A 25,173-nucleotide genomic window follows, 5' to 3' on the forward strand; every position below is an offset into this window, starting at 1 on the left:
GGCCCCTGTGTGCGGGCCTGCCCCGGGGAGTACGGAGGCGGGGACTGCGGCGTTCAGCCGGTGACGCGGGAGGCGGGTCCCAAGGTGGCGCGACGGCGGTGCCGGGCGACCCGCTCGCGGTTGCCGCACACCTCGCTGGAGCACCAGCGCCGCCGCCGGCCGCGCGAGGTGTCCAGGTAGATCCGCGAGCACGTCTCGCCCTCGCACTGGCGCAGCTGGCCGCGGGCCACCGCGTCGGTCAGCATGCCGACCGCGTCCCGGGCGACCGCGGCCATCAGCCCGGCGCAGTCCGGTGCGCGGGCGCAGCGGCGCTCCAGCACGCCGTCCACGCCCCGTACGGCGCGCTCGGGCGGTGGCGGGGCCTCGGCCGTGGCGTTGAGCAGCGCCAGGTCGCGGTCGGCGGCCCGGCCGCGGATCTCGTCGTGGACGATGCGCCGCAGCAGTTCGCGCAGCGCACGGAAGCGCGCGACCCAGCTGCCGTCGACGGCGTCGAGCGGCGCGCTGCGCGGTACGACCCCCGCGCCGACGAGCCAGGCTCTCAAGTGCTCTGGGCCGAGGAGCCGTTCGGCCGGCGCGTCGCCGGTCGTGGCCACCAGGTCAAGGCAGATCCGCCCGCAGTCGAACCGCAGGTCGTAAGGGGCCGCCATGTGCCTGTCACTCCTTCGGGAACAACGTCTCCCTCCAGAGTGCCCGGCCGGGCGCCTCGCCGGAACCCTCGGTACCGTCCTCGCGGCGCCGGCCGGCCCCACCGCCCCCGTACGTCAACGCGGCTCGTCGGCCCCGTACTTGGTCTCCGCATGCGCATCCAGGGAGAGCCGGTAACCGCGCTTGACCACCGTCTGGATGAGCTTCGGGACGCCCAACGCCACCCGCAACCGGGCCATCGCCGTCTCCACGGCGTGCTCGTCGCGGCCCGCACCGGGCAGGGCGCGCAGCAGGTCACCACGGGAGACCACCCAGCCGGGCCGCCGTGCCAGCGTGCGCAGCAGCGACATGCCGGCGGGCGGCACGGGACGCAGCTCGCCGTCGATGAGCACCGCGTGTCCGCGGATCTCCAGCCGCCGCCCGGCGACCGGCAACGCCTTGACGCGGCCCGGCAGTTCGTGGCAGAGCAGCTGGACGAGCGGGCCGAGCCGGAAGCGCTCGGGCTGGACGGTCGCGATGCCGTGGTTCTCCAAGGGCAGCGCGGTGACCGGGCCCACACACGCGGCCAGGACGTCCTGCCGCAGCGCGGCCAGCACTTCGGCGTGCACGCCCCGCTCCTCGGCGCGGCGCAGCAGCGAAGCGGCCGCCGGAGCGCTGGTGAAGGTCACCGCGTCGACCGTACGGGCCAGCACCGCGTCCAGCAGCCGGTCGACCGGGCCGATGTCCTCCGGGGGCATCCAGCGGTAGACCGGCACGCCGACCACCTCGGCACCCGCCTCGCGCAGCGACTCCACGAAGCCGGGCAGCGGTTCGCCGTGCAGCTGGAGCGCGATCCGGCTGCCCGCCACGCCCTCCGCCAGCAGCCGGTCCAGCACCTCGGCCATGGACTCCGAGGCCGGCGACCACTCCTCGTCGAGGCCGGCCGCGCGGATCGCGCCGCGCACCTTCGGGCCGCGGGCGAGCAGCCGGACGCCGCCCAGCCGCTCCAGCAGCGCCGTGCCCAGGCCCCAGCCCTCGGCGGCCTCCACCCAGCCACGGAAGCCGATGGCGGTGGTGGCCACCACGATGTCCGGCGCGTCGTCGATCAGCTGCTTGGTGGCGGCCAGCAGCTCGGTGTCGTCGGTCAGCGGCACGATGCGCAGCGCGGGCGCGTGCACGACCTCGGCGCCGCGGCGCTCCAGGAGCGTGCCCAGCTCGGCGGCGCGGCGGGCCGCGGTCACTCCGACGGTGAACCCGGCCAGCGGCTGCCCGCCGCTGCGCTCCTGGGGGCCGTTGTCGTCCTGTCGCTCGTTTCGCTGTCCGTCGTGCATGTGGCTCTCGTCCCGCTCCGCAGTGGTGTGCGCCGGCTCTACGGCGGCCGGGCCTTGCCGTCCCCGAGCGTCCGTCCCGGGCGGTCCGGCGGACCGATCGGCCCCCTGATGCTGCCAAGAGTCCGTGTCGGCCCGGGTTCACCGGCATTTCTCCAGTGTTACGCCCGGGCGGCCCCGGACGTTCCCGCCGGGCCGCACCGGGGGCACGGACGATCACACCTCGGCGTACGCCGGGCGCTGCGCCTCATCGGTCTGCGCCGCCGGCTCCGGCGCCGTGGGCCGGAGGTATACGACCCAGGTCACCGCGGCGCACAGCGCGTAGCACGCGAGGAAGGACACGAAGGCGGGCGTGCCGGAGCCCGCGGTGGCGAAGGCCTGCCGGAAGGCGAGGTTGATGCCCAGGCCGCCGAGGGCGCCGACGGCGCCGATCAGCCCCATGGCCGCGCCCGAGAGGCGCCGCCCGTACGCCGCTGCCGCCTCGCCGGCCAGCCCGCGGGAGACCGCCTTGGCATGGAAGACCGCCGGGATCATCTTGTACGTGGAGCCGTTGCCGAGCCCGCTGAGCACGAAGAGAGCGATGAAGCCGACGAGGAAGACCGGCAGCGACTCCCGCACCGAGGCGGCGATCACGACGCCCGTCGCGACGGCCATCGCGGCGAAGGTGCCCAGCGTGATCCGCGCGCCCCCGAAGCGGTCGGCGAGCCACCCGCCGACGGGCCGGACCAGCGAGCCGAGCAGCGGCCCGATGAAGGTCAGCGAGGCCGCCTGCAGCGGGGTCCGCGCGAACTGGTTCTGCAGGACGAGCCCGAAGGCGAAGCTGTAGCCGATGAACGACCCGAAGGTGCCGATGTAGAGCAGCGACATGATCCAGGTCTGCGGGTCGCGCGCCGCTTCCTTGGCCGCGCCGGTGTCGTTGGTGACGGGCGCCAGGTTGTCCATGAACAGCGCCGCGCACAGGGCGGCGAGCACGATCAGCGGGAGGTAGACGCCCAGCACGATGCGCGGGTGCGCGGCACCCGCCGTACCGATGACCAGCAGGCCCAGCAGCTGGACGACGGGCACGCCGATGTTGCCGCCGCCCGCGTTCAGGCCCAGCGCCCACCCCTTCCTGTGCAGCGGGAAGAAGGCGTTGATGTTGGTCATGGAGGAGGCGAAGTTGCCGCCTCCCACCCCGGTGAGCGCCGCGACCACCATGAAGGTGGTGTACGAGGTGCCCGGCGTTATCACGAAGGCCGCCGCGACGGTCGGCACGAGGAGCAGCGCGGCACTCATCACCGTCCAGTTGCGTCCTCCGAAGCGCGCCACCGCGAAGGTGTACGGGACCCGGAGCACCCCGCCGACCAGCGTGGGGATCGCCACGAGGAAGAACTTACCGGCCGGGTCGACGCCGTACTCGGGTCCCATGAAGAGCACCATCACCGACCACAGGCTCCACACGGAGAAGCCGATGTGCTCGGAGAGCACGGAGAACCACAGATTGCGGCGCGCGATCCGCTCGCCACCGCCCGCCCAGAACGCCGCGTCCTCGGGGTCCCATTCCTCGATCCACCGCTTGCCCTTGCGTGCCACCGTCATCGCGCCTCCCGGCTGTCGTAGTCACCCGCTTCGACGCTAGGGACGGCGCGTTTCACGGCGGTGCCGCCAGGTGTCACCGACGCAATATCGCGCTCACCCGGCGCCGCGGGGCGCGGTGAGTACCGCCCGTGCCGCGCTCCACGGAACTCACCCCGCCATCAGCCGGGCGTCCTCCGGCGGCAGCCAGGCGTCTCGGGGGCGGGACAGCCAGCCGCCCTCCGTGCCCAGTTCGCGCGCCGCGGCCCGCAGCACGTCCAGGCCCGGGTGGCGCAGCCCCCGCCGCCAGACCACCGACACCGGGGACAGCGGTACGGGGTCCACGAGGGGCCGCAGCACCATCCCGGGCACCTCGATGAACTCCACGCTGGCCAGTACGGACCAGCCGCGCTTCCGTACGACGCGGAGGAACTCGGCCGGCCCGTCGATCTCCGGGTACGGCGCCGCCGCCTCGATGCCGCGCCCTTCGAAGAGCCGCGCGGCCAGCGCTGTCCACTCCGCGGTGTGCGCGTTGCCCGCCCCCGTGTACAGCGTCTCCCCGGCGAGCGCCGCCACGGGTACGGCGGTGCGCGCCGCCAAGGGGTGCTCCGCCGGCAGCAGGACGGCCATCGGCTCGTACCGCACCGGGTGGTGGGAGAGCCGGTTCCGCACCCCGCGCGGCAGCCCCGCGATCCGTCCGAAGGACACGTCCAGGCCGCCCGTCAGCAGCCCCTCCGCCGCGCCGGTCAGGCCGCTGTGGAAGCGCGCGGCGAACTCCAGGTCGGGCGCCGCGCCCCGGGCCCGCTCCAGCACCCGGTACGCGGTCCCCACCGGCGCGCCCACGTCGACCAGCAGCGGACGCGCGCGCTCGGCGCCGTCGGCGAACGCGGCGGACAGCTCGTCGTGCGCGGCGAGCACCCGCTGGGCGTACGGGAGCAGCCGCTCGCCCTCAGGGGTGAGCCGCACCTGCCGGGTGGTGCGCAGGAACAGCACGGTGCCGAGGTCGCGTTCCAAGCGGCGGATGTCCCGGCTGAGGGCTTGCTGGGCTACGTACAGGCGGGCTGCGGCACGGGTGAAGTGGAGCTCGTCGGCGACGGCCATGAAGGCGCGCAGCAATCGAGGCTCTATGTCGTGGGGCACGTACCCATGGTGACAAAGCCGGGCCTGCGCACCCCAGACCTGATGGGAACAGATTGACAACAGTGAGCGGTGAATGGGCGACGGGAAGGTGTTGGACGCCCCATGGACGCCGGCCCGATCGTGGACGGGTGATCCTCTTCCTCGCCGCCCGGCCCGTGACCGCACCGACCGCCCCTGCCCGCCCGCGCCGCCCCCGCCGTCCGGCCGGCGCCGGTCCGCGCCTGCCGTTCCTCCGCCCGTACGCCCGGATCTTCGCGGTGCCCGGCGCCCGTGCCTTCACCGCGGCCAACCTGCTGGCCCGGCTGCCGATGGGCATGTTCAGCGTCAGCGCGGTGCTCATGATCGCCGGCTCGCGGGGCTCGTACGCGCTGGCCGGGGCCGTGACCGCGGCCGGGCTCGCGGCGACGGCCGTCGTCGGGCCCTGGACGGCACGACTGGCCGACCGCTACGGACAGGGCAGGGTCGCGCCGCTCGCCGCGCTCCTCGCCGTCGCCGGCTCGCTGGCCCTCGTGCTGTGCGTCCGGCTCGACGCGCCCGCCTGGACGCTCTTCGCCGCCTACGTGTGCACCGCGACCACGCCCAACACGGGCGGCATGTCCCGGGCCCGTTGGGCGCACCTCTTCCGCGACGACCCTCGTGCCCTGCACACCGCCCACTCCTTCGAGCAGGCGGCGGACGAGGTGTGCTTCATGCTGGGGCCGGTGCTCGCGGCCTTCCTGTGCACGGCGCTGTTCCCGGAGGCGGGCACGCTCGTCGGGGCCGTACTGCTGCTGACCGGGATGGTGCTGTTCGCCTTGCAGCGCCGTACGGAGCCGCCGCCCGCGCCCCGTACGGGCCGGGTCCGCTCCCCGCTGCGCCGCCGCGGCCTGCCCCCGCTCCTGCTCACCTTCGTGTGCACGGGCGCGGTCTTCGGCTCGCTGGAGGTCGTCACCATCGGGTTCGCCGACGGACACGGCGTACGGGCGGCGGCGGGCGGCATCCTGGCGCTGCAGGCGGCCGGCTCGTGCGCCGCGGGCCTGCTGTACGGACTGCTGCCGCCCGCGGGCCGGCCCGCCGTGCGCTTCGCCGGCTGCGTGACGGCCATGGCGGCCCTGATGCTGCTCCCGCTCCTCGGGGCGGTGAGCGGCAGCCTCGCGGTGCTGGCGGCCGCCCTGCTGGTGGCCGGCATGGCGACCGCGCCGACCATGGTCACCGGCATGGGCCGGGTGCAGGCCCTGACCCCTGCCGGGCAGGTCAACGAGGGCCTGACGCTCGCCGTCACCGCGCTGCTGGCCGGCATCGCGGCCGGCTCCGCCGCGGGCGGCTGGGCCACGGACCACCTCGGCAGCGGCGGCGCCGGGTACGCCGTACCGGCCGCCGCTGCGGCCCTGGCGGCGGCCGTGACGCTGTCAGGGCGCCTCCGGGCGGTCCGGGCACGGTGACCGGCGCCGCGGGCCCGACGCGGCGGCCCGGGGCGCGTGACGAGGGGCCGCGGGGCCGACGCGGCGGCCCCGCAACGCGTGCCGCGGGACCGCCCGGCGGTCCGGTACGCGCGATCCCGCGTCGCGGTCCCGCGCCGTCCGCACCGGCCTCTACGGTCGGCCCATGACCTCCGACCGACCGCACACCGAGTTCGCCACCGCCGTCACCCCGTTCCGTATCGAGATCCCCGACGCCGACCTCGCCGACCTGCGCGACCGGCTGGCCCGGACCCGGTGGCCCGACGAGCTGCCGGGCGTCGGCTGGAGCCAGGGCGTGCCGCTCGGGTACCTGAAGGAGCTCACCGCCCACTGGCGCGACACCTACGACTGGCGGCGGCACGAGGCCGAGCTGAACCGCTTTCCGCAGTTCACCACCACCGTCGACGGCACGACCGTGCACTTCCTCCACGTGCGCTCCGGCGCCCCGGACGCCCTTCCCCTCGTGCTGCTGCACGGCTGGCCGGGCTCCTTCGTGGAGTTCCTCGACCTGATCGGGCCGCTCACCGAGGCGGGGTACGACGTCGTCGTGCCGTCCCTGCCCGGATACGCCTTCTCCGGGCCGCCGAAGAAGCCCGGTTGGGGCATCCAGCGCATCGCCGCCGCCTTCGCCGAGCTGATGCGGCGGCTGGGCTACGCACGGTACGGGCTGCACGGCAGCGACTGGGGCGCGATGATCGCCCGCGAGTGGGGGCGGGAGCACCCGGAGGCGGTGGCCGCGGTCCATCTGACGCTGCTGCCCTCCGCGGTGGCCACGGCCGAGCCCACTGAAGAGGAGCGCGCGGGTCTCCTCGAAGGGCAGCTGGCGGAGGTGCACGCCTCTCTGGAGCAGCGTGCGCACGTCCAGAAGGAGGAGATGGGCTACGGCATCCTGCAGTCCACCCGTCCGCAGACCCTCGGGTACGCGCTCACCGACTCCCCCGTGGGCCAGCTCGCCTGGATCACCGAGAAGTTCAAGGTGTGGACGGACTCCCGGCACACGCCCGAGGAGGCGGTCGACCGCGACCGCCTCCTGACCAACGTGATGCTCTACTGGCTCACCGGCACGGCCACGTCCTCGGCGCGGCTGTACTACGAGACGATGCACTCCGGGGCCGGCTGGGGTGGCACCGCCGTCCCGTCCACCACCCCGACCGCCGTCGCGGTCCTCCCCGCCGACCTGGCCCGCCCGGTGCGCCATCTCGCGGACCGGTCGGACGCCGTGGTGCGCTGGACGGAGTACCCGCGCGGCGGCCACTTCCCCGGCCTGGAGGTGCCGGACCTGCTCCTGGACGACCTGCGGGAGTTCTTCCGGGCCTTCCGGTGAGGCGGGCAGGACCGGCCGGTGAGGCGGTAGGGCCGGTGGCTCAGCCGGCCAGGCCCCAGCTCTTGCCCATCTCGTAGGCGGCGCAGAGGTTCACGTCGAGCATGTAGGCGCCGGCCGTGCCGCACTGGGCGGGGCCGCTGCCGGGGTCCAGCGGCTGTCCGTGGCCCATGCCGGTGATCGTGTACGTCTCGGCGGCCACGCCGCCCGCCGCGTCCCGGTACACCGCGTGCGGGTAACCGCCCACCGTGTCCTTGGTGTCCGCGGTCTGATCGGTGCCGTGCACGTTCGTCCACTGCTCGACGAGGTCGGCCATGTTCACCGGCTTCACGGTCGTGTCGGACGTGCCCTGGAAGACCGTGAGCCGGGGCCAGGGGCCGGTGTAGCCGGGCCGGGCGGCGCGCACCCGGTCGCCCCACTGCGCGGGCGTCTGGGTGGCGCCGACGTACATGCACACGTACGGGGAGCCCGCGGCCTGGGCGCAACCGTACGGGAGGCCCGCGACGACGCCGCCCGCCGCGTACGTCTCCGGGTACGCGGCCATCATGACCGCCGTCATGCCGCCGCCGGCCGACAGCCCGGTGACGTACGCGCGGGAGCCGCCGGTGTCGGCGAGCTGGCGCGCGGTCATCTGCTGGATGGAGGCCGCCTCGCCGCGGCCGCGCTCGATGTCCCCGGCCTGGAACCAGTTGAAGCAGTTGCTGAGGTTGTTGGCGCTGGTCTGGCCGGGCAGCACGACGGAGAAGCCCCAGCGGTCGGCCAGTTCGGTCCAGCCGCTCTGCGTGCCGTATGTGGTGGCGTTCTGCGTGCAGCCGTGCAGCGCGACGACCACTGGGCGGCCGGCGGGCAGCCCGGCGGGCACGTAGCGGTACATCCGCAGCGCACCCGGATTGCTGCCGAAGCCGGTGACTTCCTCGATGGTGCCGGTGGCACGCGGGGTACCGGTGGCCGCTTGCGCGGTGCTCGCGGGCAGGAAGAGGGCGGCCAGCAGGGCCGCCAGGAGGGTGCTCAGCGCACCTTTGATTGTCTTGTACATGCCCGAGGACGGTAGGAGCGGACGGCACGCCCTGATATGGCGCGGGCCGCCACATCCGCCCGCCGCGACATGGGGACGGCACGGCAAGAGCCCCGCTGCCTGACGGCTGCGGGGCTCTGCCTCACATGGGATGTCCGGGGGCCTGGGCCTCCGGTCGGTGGAGATGGCGGGAATCGAACCCGCGTCCAACGGTGCGGAATCAGGGCTTCTCCGTGTGCAGTCCGCTGCGATTTTCTCGGCCCCGGAGATCACGCGGACAAGTCTCCGACGGGCTCAGTCACTGTGTGATGTCTCCACAGAACCCCGTGACCGGGCTCAGTGGATAAGACCCCTAGCTGATGCCAGGATCCGGGTCGGGATCATCCCCGGGCTGACACTTCGCAGGTCGCTACTTAGGCAGCGAGGGCGAAGGAATCGCGCTTGGTGTTGGCGATTATTGGTTGCGACACATGGTTAACGAGATCATTGCCGCTTCCTCGACACGCTTCCCCTGCTTCGACATCCGCTGTCGAAACCGATCATCCCCATGTTCTCTATTCAATTAAGAACCAGCTCAACGGTGGCCGCCGCTTCCGCGGAGACCGTGCACCCCGTCCAGCGGGTTACGTCTGCCATCGTACGGGAACAACGTGGCACCGTGCCAGCATATTCCCGAGGGCCCCGGCCGGGTCCTTCCACCAGGTCAGGCCCGCTGCCGGCGGCGCGCCGCCGAGATCGCGCGGTCCGCCTCGCGACGGTCCTGCTTCTCACGGAGCGTCTGCCGCTTGTCGTACTCCTTCTTGCCCTTGGCGAGCGCGATCTCGACCTTCGCGCGGCCCTTCAGGAAGTACAGCTGGAGCGGCACGATCGTGTGCCCGGTCTCCTGCGACTTGGACTCCAGCTTGTCGATCTCCACCCGGTGCAGCAGCAGCTTCCGCTTCCGGCGCGCCGCGTGGTTGGTCCACGTGCCCTGCGCGTACTCCGGGATGTGCACGTTGTGCAGCCAGGCCTCGCCGTTGTCGATCTGGACGAAACCGTCCACGAGCGAAGCCCGCCCCTGCCGCAGCGACTTCACCTCCGTACCCGTGAGCACGAGGCCGCACTCGTAGGTGTCGATGATGAGGTAGTCGTGCCGCGCCTTCTTGTTCTGCGCGATGAGCTTGCGCCCGGCCTCCGCGGCCTGCCGCTTCGCCTTCGTCTTCGCGTTCGCCTTAGCCATAGTGCGGCCATTTTCGCACTACGACCCGCCTCCGAGGCCACTCATTACCGCTCTGGCCCGGCTCTCCGCGCGGTCGTCGGCGGGAATGTCGGGCTTGATGCCCCGGCCGTCGACGCCGCGACCGGACGGCGTGCGGTAGTGGCCGACGGTCAGCTCGGCGACCGAGCCGTCCGCGAGCTTGCTGGGCATCTGGACCGAGCCCTTGCCGAAGGTCGGCGAGCCGATCACCACCGCCCGGCCGCGGTCCTGCAGCGCCCCCGCCAGCAGCTCTCCCGCGCTCATCGTGCCGCCGTCGACCAGCACGGCCAGCGGCGACTTCGTGGCCCGGCCGCGGTCGGCGTACAGCGCGCGCTGGCTGCCGCGCACGTCATACGTGGCGACCAGGCCGCCGTCGAGGAACGCGGCGGCCGCCGTGACCGCCTCCCCGACCAGGCCGCCGGTGTTGCCGCGCAGGTCCAGCACGATGCCGCCGGGCGGGGCCGAGCGGACCGCCTCGCGCACCTCCTCGCCGGTGCCCTTGGCGAACGCCTCCACCTTGATCCGGGTCATGCCCCCGGGCGCGGCCGGCCGCTCCACGGTGACGTTCGCCGTACGCAGCCGGGCGCGGTGCAGCGTCACCGACCGGTCCTGGCCCGCGCGCCGCAGCTTCAGGGCGACGGGGGTGCCGGGCGCTGCCGCGCCGCCCGCGCGCTTCGACGTACTGCCGGCGTCCCCGCGCAGCCCGGCCACGACGTCCGTGACGGGGCGGTGGCGGGTGGTGCGGCCGTCGACGGCGAGCAGGTCGTCACCGGGCGCGATGCCGGCCCGTGCGGCGGGGCTGTCGGGCCGGACCCGGGAGACCACGACGCGGTCGTCCGCTCCCTGGCGCAGCCACAGGCCGACGCCGACGTACTCGCCGTCGAGCTCGCGCCGGAAGTCCTCGTACTCGCCCGCGGTGTAGACCGTGGACCAGCGGTCGCCGCTGCGGCTGACCACGTCGGCGGCGGCCTGGCTACCGGACTTGCCGGACTCGGCGGCCTCGGCGGCGGCCTCCTCGACGGCCTCGCGGTCCGCGGTGCCGTCCGCCGCGGCCCGGCCGTCGGCGACGGTCCGCGCCGGTATGCGCTGCGCCGCCCCTTCCGGGTCTTCGCCGCTCCAGGTGCCGGCCGCTGCGCCGGTTCCGAGCACGCTCGCGATCACCAACGTCATGGCCGCCCCGCGGCGGATGCGGCGGGGCCGGACAAAGTGCAATCGGCCCGACATGCCGGTGAGTCTAGGCCAGAAAGAAGCGCCGTACGGGCAGTTGCCCGTACGGCGCTCTTGGCATAACTCACACCTTCAGATACTTGCGGAGCGCGAAAAACGCGGCGAGCGCCGGCATCAGAAGACCGATGAGCAGGACCAACGGGAGGACCGCCACCACGGAGTCCCAGCCGATGAAGTTGATCACCTGGATCTTCTCCGCCAGCCAGTTGTTCACGAGAACGAACTTGCCGCCGACGATCAGGACGCACGCGAACGCGGCGCCGATCAGGCCGGCGATCGCGGCCTCCAGGATGAACGGCATCTGGATGTAGAAGCTGGACGCGCCCACCAGGCGCATGATCCCGGTCTCGCGCCTTCGGCTGAACGCCGACACCCGGACGGTGTTGACGATCAGCAACAGCGCAACGACCAGCATCAGCCCCATCACGCACAGCGCGGCGATGTTCATGCCGTTGAGCAGGTTGAACAGCGGCTCGACGGTGTCCCGTTGGTCCTGGACCTCCTGGACGCCCGGCCGTTCACTGAAGGCCGATTTGATGACCGCGAACTTGGTCGGGTCCTTCAGCTTGACCCGGAAGGACTCCGGCAGCTGGTCGGGGGTGACGAGGCCCGCGACGGGCGTGTCGCCGAACTGCTCCTTGTAGTGCTTGTACGCCTGGTCGCTGGACTCGTAGCTCACCTTCTCGACGATCGGCAGCCGGTTCAGCTCGGCGCGGATGTCGTTCTTCTGCTGCGTCGTCGCCGCGCCCTTGGCGCAGTTGGCACCGGAGTCGGCATCGTTCTTGTTGCAGAAGAAGATGGAGACGTTGACCTTGTCGTACCAGTAGCCCTTCATCGTGCTGACCTGGTCGCGCATCAGCAGCGAGGCGCCGAAGAGGCCGAGCGAGAGAGCCACGGAGACGATGACGGCGAAGGTCATCGTGAGGTTTCGGCGGAGACCGACGCCGATCTCCGACAGGACGAACTGGGCGCGCATGGCGTCCTTTCAGTGCTGGGGGCCGTACACGCTTAGTGCTGGTAGCCGTACACGCCGCGCGACTGGTCGCGTACGAGCCGGCCCTTTTCGAGTTCCATGACCCGCTTGCGCATCTGGTCGACGATCTGCTGATCGTGGGTGGCCATGACCACCGTCGTACCGGTGCGGTTGATGCGGTCCAGCAGCTTCATGATGCCGACCGAGGTCTGCGGGTCGAGGTTGCCGGTCGGCTCGTCGGCGATCAGCAGCATCGGGCGGTTGACGAACGCCCGGGCGATCGCGACGCGCTGCTGCTCACCGCCGGACAGCTCGCCCGGCATCCGGTCCTCCTTGCCGCCGAGCCCGACGAGGTCGAGCACCTCGGGCACGGTCTTGCGGATCTGGCCGCGCGGCTTGCCGATGACCTCCAGGGCGAACGCGACGTTCTGCCCGACGGTCTTGTTCGGCAGCAGGCGGAAGTCCTGGAAGACGGTCCCGATCTGGCGCCGCATCTGCGGGACCTTCCAGTTGGAGAGCTTCCCGAGGTCCTTGCCCAGTACGTGCACCGCACCGTGGCTGGCCCGCTCCTCCCGGAGGAGCAGCCGCAGGAAGGTGGACTTGCCGGAGCCGGAAGAGCCCACCAGGAAGACGAACTCGCCTCGTTCGATCTCGAGCGAGACGTCCCGGAGCGCGGGGCGGTTCTGCTTCGGGTAGGTCTTGGAGACGTTGTCGAATCGGATCACTGATGCACCACGGTCGACCTGGGTAGGGGGCACGGTTTGCCGTGTTGCGGCTCCCGTCGGTGAGCGTGACCATACGCGAAGCACGAGCCGCGGCGCAGTCGGCGTCCGGTCTTGGTGCGTTTATTCACGGCACCTACGGGGACAAAACGAGCACATTCCGGCTCCGGTCGAGAGCTCACGGACGGCCTGAATACGCCGTGTGCTGGGAGGATTCCGGTAGGCGCGCCGATGTCCGGCCGAGCTGGCACAGTAGAAGAGGGAACCAATGCGCCGGCCCGCGCGTTGGAGCTGGTGAGAAGGAGGTCGCATGACGTACGACCGGCTGGTGTGCGCCAACTGCGCGGCCCCCGTGAGCGAGGGCCGCTGCCCGGTGTGCCGGGCCAGCAGGGAGCGACTGCAGCAGCAGAGCGGCCTGACCGGGCTCCTCGCGCAGGTCACCCCGGCTGCGCTGATAGCGCTGCTGGTGGCGCTGGTCGCGGTGGGCCTGCTGTGCGAGCGGGTGGCCTGAAGTCCCCGACTGATCTTGTGCAGGACGCACCAGGGCCCGGCGCGGAATCCGCGCCGGGCCCTCTCTTGTGCTGTTTTTGTGCTGTTTTTGCGCTGTGTGACTGTTGCGCTGTGCGGCTGTCGCGCTGTGTGACTCGCTACGGAGTCACGTCACGGCCTCAGGCCGCGGCCGCGCCACCCTTGTTGATCAGGCGGGGCAGCATGCGGAAGCCGACGCCGCCGGCGATCATCGTCGCGGCACCGATGAGCAGGAACGTGGTACCGGACGAACCGGTTTCGGCCAGCTCGCCACCGGCCTGCTGCTGGCCACCCTGCGGGGTGTCCTGCGCCTGACCCGGCGTGTTGGCGATGTCCTCCTTGGAGTCGCCCGGCTGCTCGACCGGCGTCTGGCCCTCGTTGTCGGGGCCGGGGCCGGTGTCGCCGCCGTTGTCGGAGCCACCGGCGTTGCCGCCACCGTTGTCGCCGCCGCCGTTGTTGCCACCGTTGCCGTGGTCGCCGCCGTTGCCGCCGCCGACCTGGCCACCGTTGCCGTTGTCGCCGCCGTTACCGCCGCCGACCTGGCCACCGTTGCCGTCGCCGCCGCCGACCTGGCCGCCGTTGTCCTGGCCGCCGTTGTCGTCGCCACCACCGATGGCGCCACCGTCGTCCGAGCCGCCGTCGCCGCCGTCGCCACCGCCGATCGCGCCGCCGTTGTCGTCGCCGCCACCGATGGCGCCGCCGTTGTCCTGGCCGCCGTTGTCGTCGCCACCACCGATGGCGCCGCCGTTGTCCTCGCCGCCGTCGCCGCCGCCGATCAGGCCGCCGTCCTGGCCGCCGGCGTCCTGGCCGCCGTCCTGGCCGCCGTTGTCCTGGCCACCGTCACCGCCGCCGATGATGCCGCCGATCAGGCCACCGATGATGCCGCCGTCGCTCGAGGTCTCGCCGTCCGCCGGAGCGGCCGAAGCAACGCCCGTCACCGTCAGCGAAGCACCCACCGCGATCACGGCGCTGGCCGCAACACGTGCCACACGCACGCGCGTCTTCTTGGTCATCTAGTGCTACCCCCAGTAGCTACATGTGTCATTGGGGCATCGCTGTGCGGGGCAACGGCCGATGCGGGACACGAGTCCGCTCCGTCTCTCGCAGGCGGTTACCTCAGATCCCCGTTTCACACGCGCCCCAGACATACGCATGCCGCGCCCTACCCTTCTCAGATCCCAACGGATCGTCAAGGTCAAATAAAGAGCGGATGACCGTATTGCCATGCTTTGCGGGGGTCGGCGGCGTACGACTGTAACCAAATCACCACAACGAAAAGCAACCGCCGCCTCGAGGGCGACGGTTGCTCGTTGGTGTGCCGGGCGCGAGCTGCGCTAGCTCTGCTGCTCCTGCTGCTTGCGCCAGCGGATGCCGGCCTCCAGGAAGCCGTCGATGTCGCCGTCCAGCACCGACTGCGGGTTGCCGACCTCGAACTCGGTCCGCAGGTCCTTGACCATCTGGTACGGGTGCAGGACGTACGAACGCATCTGGTTGCCCCAGGAATTGCCGCCGTCGCCCTTGAGCGCGTCCATCTTGGCCTGCTCCTCCTGGCGGCGCCGCTCCAGCAGCTTCGCCTGGAGGACGTTCATGGCGGTGGCCTTGTTCTGGATCTGCGAGCGCTCGTTCTGGCAGGAGACCACGATGCCGGTCGGGATGTGCGTCAGGCGGACCGCGGAGTCCGTGGTGTTCACGCCCTGGCCGCCGGGGCCCGAGGAGCGGTACACGTCGACCCGCAGGTCCGACTCGTCGATCTCGATGTGGTCGGTCTGCTCGACGACCGGGAGCACCTCGACGCCGGCGAACGACGTCTGGCGGCGGCCCTGGTTGTCGAAGGGGGAGATGCGGACCAGGCGGTGCGTGCCCTGCTCCACGGAGAGCGTGCCGTAGGCGTACGGCACGTTGACGGCGAAGGTGGTCGACTTGATGCCGGCCTCTTCCGCGTACGAGGTCTCGTACAGCTCCGTCTTGTAGCCGTGCCGCTCGGCCCAGCGCAGGTACATGCGCTGCAGCTTCTCGGCGAAGTCGGCGGCGTCCACGCCACCCGCCTCGGCGCGGATGTTCACGACCGCCTCACGGGAGTCGTACTCGCCGGACAGGAGGGTACGCACCTCCAGCTCGTCCACGGCCTTGCGGACCGCGGTCAGCTCGGCCTCCGCCTCGGCGCGGGTGTCCGCGTCACCCTCGTCCGCGGCCAGCTCGAACAGCACTTCGAGGTCGTCGACCCGACCGCGCAGCTCCTCGGCCTTGCGCAGCTGGCCCTGGAGGTAGGAGAGCCGGCTGGTGACCTTCTGGGCGTTCTCCACGTCGTCCCAGAGGTCGGGGGCCGCTGCCTGCTCCTCGAGCACAGCGATATCGGCCCTCATCTTGTCGAGGTCGAGGACGGCCTCGATCGACGCCATGGTCGAGGCGAGGGACTTCAGCTCTTCGGATACATCGACGACTGCCACGACTCCAGCCTAACGGCTGGGAGAGCCGACCTGAGCCCTGGCCGTCTCCGGCCTCTTCTCGCAGCCTCCGGGCGGACCGGACGGTGGGCGCGCGCGGCGCCGTCCCGGTCGCTCGCACAGTTCCCCGCGCCCCTTTCGGGGCGCGTGTCCTACGGCACCTCGGGTGAGGACTGCTGGGTACCGGGGCGGGCGTCGTCGGGGGCGTCGTCGCCGGTGGCGAACCAGGTACCCAGGCCCGCGGCCACCACGAGGGCGCCCGCCGCGACGCCGAGGCGGATCCGGCGCTTGCGTACCGCTTCGGGGCCCGAGCGGTGCCGGGCCGAGCCTGCCCGGCGCTCGCCCGCGGCGCGCGGCGCGCGGGCCGTGCCGTGTGCCCCGCCGGCCAGCTCGTCCGGGCCCGGCACCCGCATGCTCGTATGCGTGTCCCGGTTGGAGTCGGGAGCCGCGCCGTGGACCAGCGGCACCGCTCCGCGGACCCGGCCTCCCTCCTCGGGCGCGGGGTGGTACGGGTCGCCGTCCTCGCGCGCCGTCTCCGGCGCCGCGGCCGGCTCGTCCGCCTCCTCCTCGCTCTCCGGCTCGTCGATGTCCAGCGGCGGGATGCCCGCCAGGGACGGTTGGATCTCGCGCAGCCGGGCCGCCAGCTCGGGGGCGCGGAGCCGGGAGGCGGGGGCCTTGGCCAGGCACTGGAGGAGCAGCTGCCACAGCTCGTCCGGGATGCCGGGCAGCGGCGCCACCCGCTCGGTGACGTGCCGGCGGAGCACCGCTCCGGGGTGTCCGCCCCCGAAGGGCGTGAAGCCGGCGAGCAGCTCGTACAGGACGGTGGCCAGCGCGTACACGTCGACGGACGCGCGGGGCGGGAGGCCCTCGATGATTTCAGGGGCGAGGTAGTCGGGGGTGCCGATGACCCGGGTGGAGCGGGTGCGGCGCGGGGAGTCGACCAGGCGCGCGATGCCGAAGTCGGTGAGCAGGGCGGGGTGGGCGCCGCCGGGGCCGAGCGGGCCCTCCATGTCCAGCAGGACATTCTCGGGCTTCACGTCGCGGTGCACGATGCGCGCGGCGTGCGCGGCGGCCAGCCCCTCGGCGACGTCGGCCACGATGGCGACCGCGGCCTCCGGGGCCAGCCGGCGCTGGGCATCGAGGCGGGTCCGCAGGTCCGTGCCCCGGACGAGGTCCATGACCAGCGCGAGGTCGTTGCCGTCCACGACCAGGTCGCGGACGCCGACCACGTGCGGGTGGTCCAGGCTGAGCAGCGCGGCGCGCTCCTGCACGAAGCGGCCGACCAGCTCCTGGTCGGAGGCGAGGTCCTCGCGCAGCAGCTTGATCGCCACGGCCCCTTCGGGGCCCTCGCCCAGCCACACCGTGCCGGCGCTGCCGCGACCGAGGATCTGGTGGGCGGTGTACCGGCTGCCGATCTTCCGTGCCAAGACTGCTCCGACGGGTCTTGTCCGACAGGTGACGGCCCGCGGCGCGGATGCGCGGGGGCCGCGGCCCGGGACGCGGGGTGCGCGGGGCCGATGCTGGCGACAAAACTACGCGGGCCGCGGCGCTTTCGGCGCCCCGGACGCCGTCAACCGCCACTTCTCCGCCGGAAAATCTCCCGGGATGTCGACAAATCTACGACAGCGCCCTTCCGGAGGAGCCGTGGCGGCCAACGGGTCCGCGTACGGGAGGGCGGCTACTGGCCCAACGACTTCTTGGCCTCGCCGATCGTCGACACCCAGTCCGAGATGTCGGTCCACCACTGGCTGATCTGGTTCCAGAAGCTGCGGCCCTGGCCGATCCACTCCTGGAGCGGGGTCAGCTCCCAGATGAGCCAGCAGCCGACCACGATCAGCACGATCATGATCAGGCAGCCCTTGAGGCAGCCCAGGCCCGGGATGTGCACCGGGTTGGCGCTGCGCCGGCGCGGCTCGCGCTCGCGGCGGCGCGGCTCCGGTGCCGGCGGCCGCGGTTCGTACCGCTGCGGCGGGGGCTGCCGGCGCTGCGGCTGCGGCTGCTGCTGGTACGGGGGCGGCTGCTGCCGGTACTGCGGGGGCTGTTGCGGCTGCTGCTGGTACTGCGGGGGCGGGGGCTGCGCGGGCCGGCGCTGGGGGCGGCGGCGCAGCGGGTCCTCGTCCGGGTTCAGGTACTGCTGGACCTGGGTCTGCTCGTTCCGGTCCCGGGCGGCGCGCAGCTGGTTCTCCCAGGGGTGCGGCCCCTCGGGCTGCTGCGGGTCGCCGCCGGGCGGACCCGGCGGTACGGGCGGCATGGCGCGGGTCGGGTCGCCGTCGCCCGGGGCGCGCCCGGAGTCGGCGCCGAAGCCGGCGGCAGCGGCGCCCGCGGCGGCACCGGCCGCGGCGGCGCCGGTGGTCGGCAGGACGTTGGTCGCGGCGGACGGGTCGTACGCACCGCCGCCGGCGCCGGTAGAAGGCAGCACCTGGGTGGGGTCGGCGTTACCGCCGCCACCGCCGTCGGCCCCGGTGTCGGGGACCGGCGCGGGCGCCGGGTCGGGCGCGAGCAGGGCGGCGACGCCGAGCGCGGCCTCGGCCTCGGCCGGCGAGGCGTGCACGCCGATGCCGGCCGCGACGACGCGCAGGCCCCGGGCGAGGTTCTCGGCGCTGGGCCGCTCCTCCGGGCGCTTGCGCAGGCAGCGCTCTATGACGGTCCACAGCGGCTCGGGAATGCTGCCGGGGCGCTGCGGGTCCTCGCTGAGGTGCCGGTGCAGCACTTCGAGCGCGGTCGCGCCGGCGAACGGCGGCCGGCCCGTGACCAGCTCGTACAGCAGGATGCCCGCGCCGTAGATGTCCACGGCGGAGGTCTGCGGGCGGCCCTCGGCGGACTCCGGCGCGACGTACGCGGGGGTGCCGACGAACTCCTGGGTGCGGGTCAGCCCCGGGGAGTCCGCGAGGCGCGCGATGCCGAAGTCGGTCAGCATCGGGTGCATCTCGGCGGCCCCGTCGGCCCCCGCGAGCAGGACGTTCGCGGGCTTGAGGTCGCGGTGCACGACGCCGTCGGCGTGGCTGGCGGCCAGCGCGTCGGCGATCTGCGCGGTCAGCAGCGCGGCCGCCACCGGGCTGAACGGGCCGTTCCGGCGCAGGTACTGGTGCAGGTCCGGGCCGTCGACCAGGTCCATGACCAGCGCGAGCAGGTCGCCCTCGACGACCAGGTCACGGGTCCGGACGATGTTCGGGTGGGTGAGCCGCAGCAGGACGGAGCGCTCGCGCAGGAAGCGCATCACCACATCCGGGTCGTGCGCCAACTCCTCCTTGAGGACCTTGATCGCGACCGTCTCGCCGGGCTGCCCGGCGACGGCGGCTTCCTCGCCCGCCGTCTCCCGCTGGCGGGCACGCCAGACGGTGCCCGTGGCGCCGCGTCCGAGCGGCTCCTCGAGCAGGTATTTGCTCCCTACCGGCCGCACGTCATGCGCTCCCTGGTCGTCACTGAGCAGCTGCCTGATCTGCGCTGTCTGTCGGTCTGTGGGGTGTGTGGGCCACTCCGGTGTACCGGACGGCCCCGTCCGCCCCACCATAGTGCCGTGTTCCGCGGCCGCTGCCGGGCGGATCCCGTGGTCCGGGGCGTTCCGTCCGGGTCGTCCGGTAAGGGACCCGGCGGGGCTCCTCGGAAAGACGCCCGTTCCGGACGGATGGTTGCTCCCTACCCCGATCACTGACCGTTCAGTGGACGATCTTTGGCCGATCATGGGTCGCAAGCAGCCACTTTTGCACACATGGGTGACCGAACAAGATCACTGAAGGACAGTCGCCCCGCCTGTTGTCGGTGGCAGGTGCGAGGATGCTCTCCAGCACGGCAGTGGCGGGAAACGGGGGCGTTGCGCCGCGGCGTGCGGCGTGCGCATGCACGCGGACTTGGACTTGTACGTGCCGACGTGTCCGGGCGCGGTGGGGGGAGGTGTCGGTCCCCGCCGCATTGCCGGGCGGAAGGGACCGTTGACGGCGATGCAGATCCGGCTGACCGTCCTCGGGCCGCGCAGCGGCCACTCCACTCGGGCCTGCGACGTGCTCGTGACCGCCCCTGCCGGCACGGCGCTCTCGGCGGTGGCCAGCAGCCTCGCCGCGGCCGTCGCGGGCGCGGGCGCCGACGTCGGCGGGGCCGGCGCCGGCAGCGGCCCCGTCGTGCTCTACGCCGGGCAGGAGCGGCTCGACCTCCAGCGTGCCGCGCTCGGCGAGCCGCCTCTGATAGACGGCGCGGTCCTCTCCCTCCAGAGCCCGGGGCCCGCGCCGGCGCACGGCCTGCCCGCCGGCCCCGCCCGGCTGCGGGTCGTCTCGGGCCCGGACGCGGGCGGCGTGCATCTGCTGCACGGCGGCCAGATCCGCATCGGCCGCTCCGCCGACGCCGACGTGCCGCTGGACGACCCCGACGTCTCCCGGATGCACTGCTCGGTCACGGTGGCTCCGGACGGCGCGGTGACCGTGGCCGACCTCCACTCCACGAACGGCACGGCGGTCGACGGCACCGAGATCGACGACCACCCGGCGCCGCTGCCCCCGGGTGCGCTGCTCCGCATCGGCGAGTCGGCGCTCCGCCTGCAGCCCTCCCCCGCCTCCCCCGATGCCACGCTCCCGGCCACCCCGGACGGCGAGGGCCGGCTGCGCGTCCACCCGGCGGACGGCGGCGCCCCGTCCGGCGAGGAGCACCACCCGTCGCCCGGCGGCCCGGTGACCCCGTACGGCGCCGCGGGCTCCGCCCTCTCCCACGGCGCCCGGAGCGCGGCCCCGTACACCGCTTCGACCAGCGCTTCGTACGGCAGCGGGCGGTACCCCTCCGGGGCGGGCCCGGCGGCGGGCCCGGCGGCCGGCTCCGGTTCGGCGCAGGAGGTCCACGGCGCGGCGGGCCCGTACAGAGCGGGGACCGCCGGGGCCGGTGCGTACGGCGCGTTCCCGGCGGACGCCTACGGCGCTCGGCCCTCCGCCACGGCCGCCCCGTACGGCACACGGCAGCCGACCACCGGACCGGACGACCGCCACGCGGCCGGACCGTACGGCGGCGCTCCAGGGACCGAGCGGTACGGCAACACGCCCGGCACCGGGTCGTACGGCAGCACGCCCGGCACCGGGTCGTACGGCAGCACGCCCGGCACCGGGTCGTACGGCAGCACGCCCGGCACCGAACCGCGCGGGAGCACTCCCGCGCCCGGGTCGTACGAGGCCAGGACGTACGAAGCCGGGACGCCGGGCGCCGAGGCCTACGCCGCCGAAACCCCGGCGTACGCCCCCGACGCGCGCGCCGCAGGCCGCCCGAATCCGGACCGGTACGCGCCGACCGCCCCCGAAGAGCAGCACGCACCACAGCACGGACAGCAGCACCCCGGCGCGCAGCACGGTCACACCTACGGCGCGCACCCCGGGCAGCCGGCCGGGGACGCGTACGGCCACCCCACCGACGGCGCCCCCGCCGGTCAGAGCGGCCCCCGGAACCCCGCCGCAGGGCGGCGCGGCACGCCCGTGCGGGGCACCCCGGCCACCGCCGCCGGGTTCGGCACAGGCCCGGACGCCCACGGCGGGGCCCCGCGCCCGGACGCCCACGGCGGGCCGACGGCACGCGAAGGGCACGAGGGCCGGGCCCCGGCCGGACCCCCCGCTCCCGATCCGCGGTCAGCGGCCACGCACGGCGGCCGGGAGCAGCTGGTGGGCCCGTTCGCGCAGCCCGACGCCGATCCGGAGGCCGACGCCGGCGCGTCCCCGTCCCGCAAGGCGACCCGCCGGGGCGGCCTGAGCGCGTGGGCGCGCCGGCTGGCCGGCGGGCGCGGCACGGTGGAGTCCGCCGCCGACGAGGAAGCCGCCCGGGAGGCCGGCGGGTACGGCGCCGCGGCGCAGGTCCCGGCCGCCGACGTCCCCGGTCCGCTCGCGGCGGACGCCCGGGATCCGGCCGCGCACGAACGCTGGCCGGACGCGGCCACGGTCCTGCTGACCGCCCTCGGCCCCGGCCCCCGCCTGTGGGAGCGGGACGCGGAGCATCCGGACGCGCTGGCCGTCCGGCTGGGCACCGCCGACCGCGCCGGTGGCCGGGCCGCCGTGCCGGTCACGGTCGGGCTGCGCTCGGCCGGGTCGCTGGGCATGGCCGGGCCGCGGCCCCGCCTCGCCGGGCTGGCGCGGTCGGCGGTCGCCCAGCTCGCCGCGCTGCACGCGCCGGGCACGCTGGAGATCGTCCTGCTCGCCGCCGACCGTACGCGCACCACCGCGCAGCGCCTGGAGGAGTGGTCCTGGCTCGGCTGGCTGCCGCACGTCCGCCCGGCGCACGCCCAGGACTGCCGGCTGCTGCTGGCCTACGACAAGGACCAGGTCGCCGCGCGCACCACCGAGCTGGTGCGCCGGCTGGACGACGGCCCGCTCGGACCCGGCTGGGCGAGCGCCGAGCGGTCGGCGGTCGCCGCGGCGGCGACCCGGCACCACGGCCCGTACACCCTCGTGATCGCCGACGGTGACCCCGGCACGTCCGGGCTGCGGGAGACCGTGGCGCGGCTGGCGGCGGGCGGCCCGTCGGTCGGCATTCACGTACTAGCGCTGGCCGAGACGCCGTCGGCGTCGCCGGTGTATCCGCTGGCCGCCACGTACGAGACGGCCCGGACGGCGTCCCCCGCCTTCGGGGAGTGCGGGGCCGTCGCGGTGCTCAGCGGTGACGTGGCCACGGCGCTGCGCGTCGTGCAGCCCCTCGCCCCGCTGGCCCCCGCCGCGCAGGGTGCCGCGGTGACCGGCAGCATCGCCGTCAACGGCGTCCCGCAGAGCGTCGCCGGATCGCACGGCGCGGGGACGAACGGCACGGTCGCGACCGTGGACGCGGTGTCGCTGCCCTGGGCCGAGCGGTTCGCGCGGGCGCTGGCGCCGCTGCGCGAGGCCGAGTCCGTGCGCGCCGGCCGCGGTGCGCGCACGGCGGTGCCGCTGCCCGACACCACCCGGCTGCTGGACGAGATGGGGCTCGCCCGGGCCACGCCCGCCTCCCTGATGGCCCGCTGGGCGGCCACCGCGGACAGCGAGGAGCCCTCGGCGCCCGCGGTGCTGGGCGCGGGCCCGCATGGCCCGGTGCACGCCGACCCGGCCGCCGACGGCTGCCACTTCCTGCTGGAGGGCGGCCCCGGCACGGGCAAGACCGAGCTGCTGCGCTCGATCGCCGCCTCGCTCGCCGCGGCCGACCGCCCGGACCGGCTCTCGCTGGTGCTGGTCGACGGCGCGGGGACGGAGCGCGGGGACGGCCTGCGGCTCTGTACGGACCTGCCGCACGTCACGGCGCATCTGGCGGCCTCGGATCCGGTGCGGATGCGGGAGTTCGCGCAGGCGCTGTCCTCGGAGCTGAAACGGCGCGCGGAGATACTGGGCGACACGGGCTTTGCGGAGTGGCGTGCGAAGCACCTCGCGGCACCCCGGGTGATCGGCCCGCGCCGGTCCGCCGAGGGCCGTACGGCGACGGCGGGCGGCGCGACCTCCGCCGCGCCCGCCGCGGCCGCCGGGGCCACCGGGTACGACAGCGGCGCCGACCGGTCGGGGCTGCTCGACGCGCCGGCCACCAGCACGCTGCGGCTGCGCCCGAGGGAGCGTACGCAGGGCACGCAGGGCACGGAGGGAGCGGAGGCTCCGAGGGCCGACGGGTTCGCCGCCGTACCGCCGATGACCCGGCTCTTCGTGCTCGTCGACGACTTCGACGCGCTGGTCGCCCCGGCGCTGGGCAGTACGGGCCGGCCCGCCGCCGGCTCCGTGGTGCGGGCGCTGGAGGCGGTCGCCCGGGACGGGGCCGCGCTCGGGGTCCATCTGATCGCGACGACCGGCCATCCGGACCGTACGGCGGCCACCGCGACCGCCGAGCGGGCCGGGCTCCGCGTGGAGTTGTCCACGGAGACCGTCGACCCGGCCGAGCCGCTGCCCGTGGGGCGCGGCCGGCTGTTCCGGGCGGCGGACGGTTCGGCGACGCCCTTCCAGGCGGGCCGGGTGACGGGCCGGATACCCCGGACGTCCACGCTGCGGCCGACGGTCGTGCCCCTCGAATGGCAGCGGATGGGCGACCCACCGGCCCGCCGCCCGCTGCGCGAGCTGGGCAACGGCCCGACCGACCTGGCCCTGCTGGCGAGCGCGCTGCAGAAGGCGGCGAAGTCGGTGTCGTAGCCTCCCGCGCCACCGTGGACACCTTCACGTGCAACCGTGCAACGAATAGGTCGCCGTACGGAAAAGGCGGGTTACCCGCCGTGGTAACGGCCCGGTCACGACGGTGCGTTGCAGTCGAACGCACTCTTGCTCGGGCTTCCCGGCGCCGGTAGGACTGTCGCACGGCGAACGGGAGGGCGACGGATGCGTCACGCAACGCTTCGTACGGCAACGGCACTTGTCGCGGTGGGCGCGCTGGCACTGACCGGCTGCGGGGGTGGCAGCGACGGCGGCAGCGGGGGCGAGCACAGCACCAACAGAAAACCCACCGTCTCGCTGCCGAAGCTGAACGGGCAGACGCTGCAGGTCACCGCCGTGTGGACCGGCCCCGAGCGGGAGAACTTCACCAAGGTCCTGGCCGAGTTCGAGAAGCGCACCGGCGCCAAGGTGGAGTTCGTGCCGAGCGGCGACGACATGGCCGGCTTCATCGGCTCCAAGGTCGCCGGCGGCGGCGCGCCGGACGTCGCCATGCTCCAGCAGGTCGGCGTGCTCCAGGAGTTCGCGAAGAAGGGCTGGGTCAAGCCGCTCGGCCCGGCCGCGAAGAAGGAGCTGTCGAAGAACTTTTCCAAGGGCTGGCAGGACCTGGGGAGTTACGGCGGCAAGAGCTACGGCGTGTACTTCAAGGCCAGCAACAAGTCGCTGGTCTGGTACAACACCAAGGCGTTCGAGAACGCGGGGGTGTCCGAGCCCAAGGACTGGAAGGGCTTCCTGAAGACCGCGCGCACGCTCGCGGACTCCGGCGTCGAGCCGGTCTCGGTGGGCGGCGCGGACGGCTGGACGCTCACCGACTGGTTCGAGAACGTCTACCTCTCGCAGGCCGGGCCGGAGAAGTACGACCAGCTGGCCAAGCACGAGATCAAGTGGACCGACCCGTCGGTGAAGCAGGCGCTCACCACCCTCGGCTCGCTCTTCGGCGCCAAGGGCCTCCTCGCGGGCGGCAACGCGGGCGCGCTGCAGACGGCGTTCCCGCAGTCGGTGACGGAGACGTTCAAGGACGAGCCGAAGGCCGCGATGGTCTCCTCGGCCGACTTCGCCGCGGCCAACATCGGCCAGACCAAGGCGAAGGTCGGCACGGACGCCAAGGTCTTCCCCTTCCCGGCCGTGGGCAAGGAGTCCCCGGTCGTGACGGGCGGGGACGTGGCGGTGGCGCTGAAGGACAACAAGGCCTCGCAGGCGCTGCTGACGTTCCTGGCCTCACCGGACGCGGCCCGGATCTGGGCGGCGCAGGGCGGGTTCGTCTCCGCCAACAAGAAGCTGGACCCCTCGGTGTACCCGAATGCGGTGTTCAAGGAGATCGGCAAGGCGCTGGTGGCTGCCGGTGACGACTTCCGCTTCGACATGTCCGACCAGGCCCCGGCGTCCTTCGGCGGCAAGCCGGGGCAGGGCGAGTGGAAGGCCCTGCAGGACTTCCTGAAGAACCCGAAGGACATCGCGGGAACGCAGGCCCAGTTGGAGAAGGACGCCGCCAAATCGTTCGGGAACTGACGCC

The 25,173-nt window shown here is 73.6% G+C and carries 18 protein-coding genes and 1 other RNA gene; 5 read left to right on the plus strand and 14 right to left on the minus strand.

What is annotated here, in order from left to right; genetic code table 11:
* Window positions 1-53 precede the first annotated feature (53 nt).
* The 4 genes from IF20_RS22870 to IF20_RS22885 all read right to left on the minus strand — a co-directional run bounded on the left by IF20_RS22870 (window position 54) and on the right by IF20_RS22885 (window position 4,646).
* The gene (locus IF20_RS22870) at window positions 54-647 is read right to left on the minus strand and encodes a CGNR zinc finger domain-containing protein (RefSeq protein WP_052867111.1); all 594 of its coding nucleotides are present in this window, start codon (window positions 645-647) and stop codon (window positions 54-56) included.
* Between the two features lie 114 nt (window positions 648-761).
* A complete protein-coding gene (locus IF20_RS22875) occupies window positions 762-1,955 on the minus strand; it encodes a uroporphyrinogen-III synthase (RefSeq protein WP_052867112.1) in 1,194 nt (397 codons plus the stop codon).
* Window positions 1,956-2,168: 213 nt separating this feature from the next.
* Entirely contained in the window at window positions 2,169-3,530 is a 1,362-nt protein-coding gene (locus IF20_RS22880; RefSeq protein ID WP_052867113.1) for a nitrate/nitrite transporter, read from the minus strand.
* Window positions 3,531-3,677: 147 nt separating this feature from the next.
* On the minus strand, window positions 3,678-4,646 hold the full coding sequence (locus IF20_RS22885; RefSeq protein ID WP_052867114.1) for a LysR family transcriptional regulator: 969 nt from the start codon (window positions 4,644-4,646) through the stop codon (window positions 3,678-3,680).
* 131 nt (window positions 4,647-4,777) lie between these two features.
* Between IF20_RS22885 and IF20_RS22890 the strand changes: the two genes are divergently transcribed.
* Both IF20_RS22890 and IF20_RS22895 read left to right on the plus strand, forming a co-directional pair.
* Complete coding sequence (locus IF20_RS22890; RefSeq protein WP_407702544.1) at window positions 4,778-6,067, plus strand: MFS transporter; 1,290 nt, start codon at window positions 4,778-4,780, stop codon at window positions 6,065-6,067.
* 163 nt (window positions 6,068-6,230) lie between these two features.
* Window positions 6,231-7,409 (plus strand): epoxide hydrolase family protein, encoded by a 1,179-nt coding sequence (locus tag IF20_RS22895; protein ID WP_052867116.1) that lies wholly within the window; start codon window positions 6,231-6,233, stop codon window positions 7,407-7,409.
* Window positions 7,410-7,449: 40 nt separating this feature from the next.
* Here IF20_RS22895 and IF20_RS22900 read toward each other — a convergent pair whose 3' ends face one another.
* The 6 genes from IF20_RS22900 to ftsE form a co-directional block, all read right to left on the minus strand.
* A complete protein-coding gene (locus tag IF20_RS22900) occupies window positions 7,450-8,442 on the minus strand; it encodes an extracellular catalytic domain type 1 short-chain-length polyhydroxyalkanoate depolymerase (protein ID WP_052867117.1) in 993 nt (330 codons plus the stop codon).
* Between the two features lie 155 nt (window positions 8,443-8,597).
* Window positions 8,598-8,968: a transfer-messenger RNA gene (gene ssrA / locus IF20_RS38075) on the minus strand.
* Window positions 8,969-9,124: 156 nt separating this feature from the next.
* Window positions 9,125-9,640 (minus strand): SsrA-binding protein SmpB, encoded by a 516-nt coding sequence (gene smpB, locus IF20_RS22905; protein WP_052867118.1) that lies wholly within the window; start codon window positions 9,638-9,640, stop codon window positions 9,125-9,127.
* An 18-nt stretch (window positions 9,641-9,658) separates the two neighbouring features.
* Window positions 9,659-10,882: a S41 family peptidase gene (locus IF20_RS22910; protein WP_052867119.1), complete on the minus strand. Its 1,224-nt coding sequence runs from the start codon at window positions 10,880-10,882 to the stop codon at window positions 9,659-9,661.
* Window positions 10,883-10,949: 67 nt separating this feature from the next.
* Window positions 10,950-11,861 (minus strand): permease-like cell division protein FtsX, encoded by a 912-nt coding sequence (gene ftsX / locus IF20_RS22915; RefSeq protein WP_052867120.1) that lies wholly within the window; start codon window positions 11,859-11,861, stop codon window positions 10,950-10,952.
* A 32-nt stretch (window positions 11,862-11,893) separates the two neighbouring features.
* A complete protein-coding gene (gene ftsE, locus IF20_RS22920; protein WP_030614506.1) occupies window positions 11,894-12,583 on the minus strand; it encodes a cell division ATP-binding protein FtsE in 690 nt (229 codons plus the stop codon).
* Between the two features lie 307 nt (window positions 12,584-12,890).
* Here ftsE and IF20_RS22925 point away from each other — a divergent pair, with 307 nt between their 5' ends.
* On the plus strand, window positions 12,891-13,091 hold the full coding sequence (locus IF20_RS22925; protein WP_052867121.1) for a hypothetical protein: 201 nt from the start codon (window positions 12,891-12,893) through the stop codon (window positions 13,089-13,091).
* 157 nt (window positions 13,092-13,248) lie between these two features.
* Here IF20_RS22925 and IF20_RS22930 read toward each other — a convergent pair whose 3' ends face one another.
* The 4 genes from IF20_RS22930 to IF20_RS22945 all read right to left on the minus strand — a co-directional run bounded on the left by IF20_RS22930 (window position 13,249) and on the right by IF20_RS22945 (window position 18,952).
* A complete protein-coding gene (locus IF20_RS22930) occupies window positions 13,249-14,103 on the minus strand; it encodes a hypothetical protein (protein WP_324605590.1) in 855 nt (284 codons plus the stop codon).
* A gap of 339 nt (window positions 14,104-14,442) precedes the next feature.
* On the minus strand, window positions 14,443-15,555 hold the full coding sequence (gene prfB, locus IF20_RS22935; RefSeq protein WP_052867123.1) for a peptide chain release factor 2: 1,113 nt from the start codon (window positions 15,553-15,555) through the stop codon (window positions 14,443-14,445).
* Window positions 15,556-15,704: 149 nt separating this feature from the next.
* Window positions 15,705-16,979 (minus strand): serine/threonine-protein kinase, encoded by a 1,275-nt coding sequence (locus IF20_RS22940; RefSeq protein WP_052867124.1) that lies wholly within the window; start codon window positions 16,977-16,979, stop codon window positions 15,705-15,707.
* A 251-nt stretch (window positions 16,980-17,230) separates the two neighbouring features.
* Complete coding sequence (locus IF20_RS22945; RefSeq protein ID WP_052867125.1) at window positions 17,231-18,952, minus strand: serine/threonine-protein kinase; 1,722 nt, start codon at window positions 18,950-18,952, stop codon at window positions 17,231-17,233.
* A 538-nt stretch (window positions 18,953-19,490) separates the two neighbouring features.
* Between IF20_RS22945 and IF20_RS22950 the strand changes: the two genes are divergently transcribed.
* Together IF20_RS22950 and IF20_RS22955 are read left to right on the plus strand one after the other, a co-directional pair.
* Complete coding sequence (locus tag IF20_RS22950; protein ID WP_052867126.1) at window positions 19,491-23,645, plus strand: FHA domain-containing protein; 4,155 nt, start codon at window positions 19,491-19,493, stop codon at window positions 23,643-23,645.
* A gap of 183 nt (window positions 23,646-23,828) precedes the next feature.
* The gene (locus IF20_RS22955; RefSeq protein ID WP_052867127.1) at window positions 23,829-25,169 is read left to right on the plus strand and encodes an ABC transporter substrate-binding protein; all 1,341 of its coding nucleotides are present in this window, start codon (window positions 23,829-23,831) and stop codon (window positions 25,167-25,169) included.
* Window positions 25,170-25,173: the final 4 nt, after the last annotated feature.

This window comes from Streptomyces niger (genome assembly GCF_000718305.1).
GTDB lineage: Bacteria > Actinomycetota > Actinomycetes > Streptomycetales > Streptomycetaceae > Streptomyces > Streptomyces niger.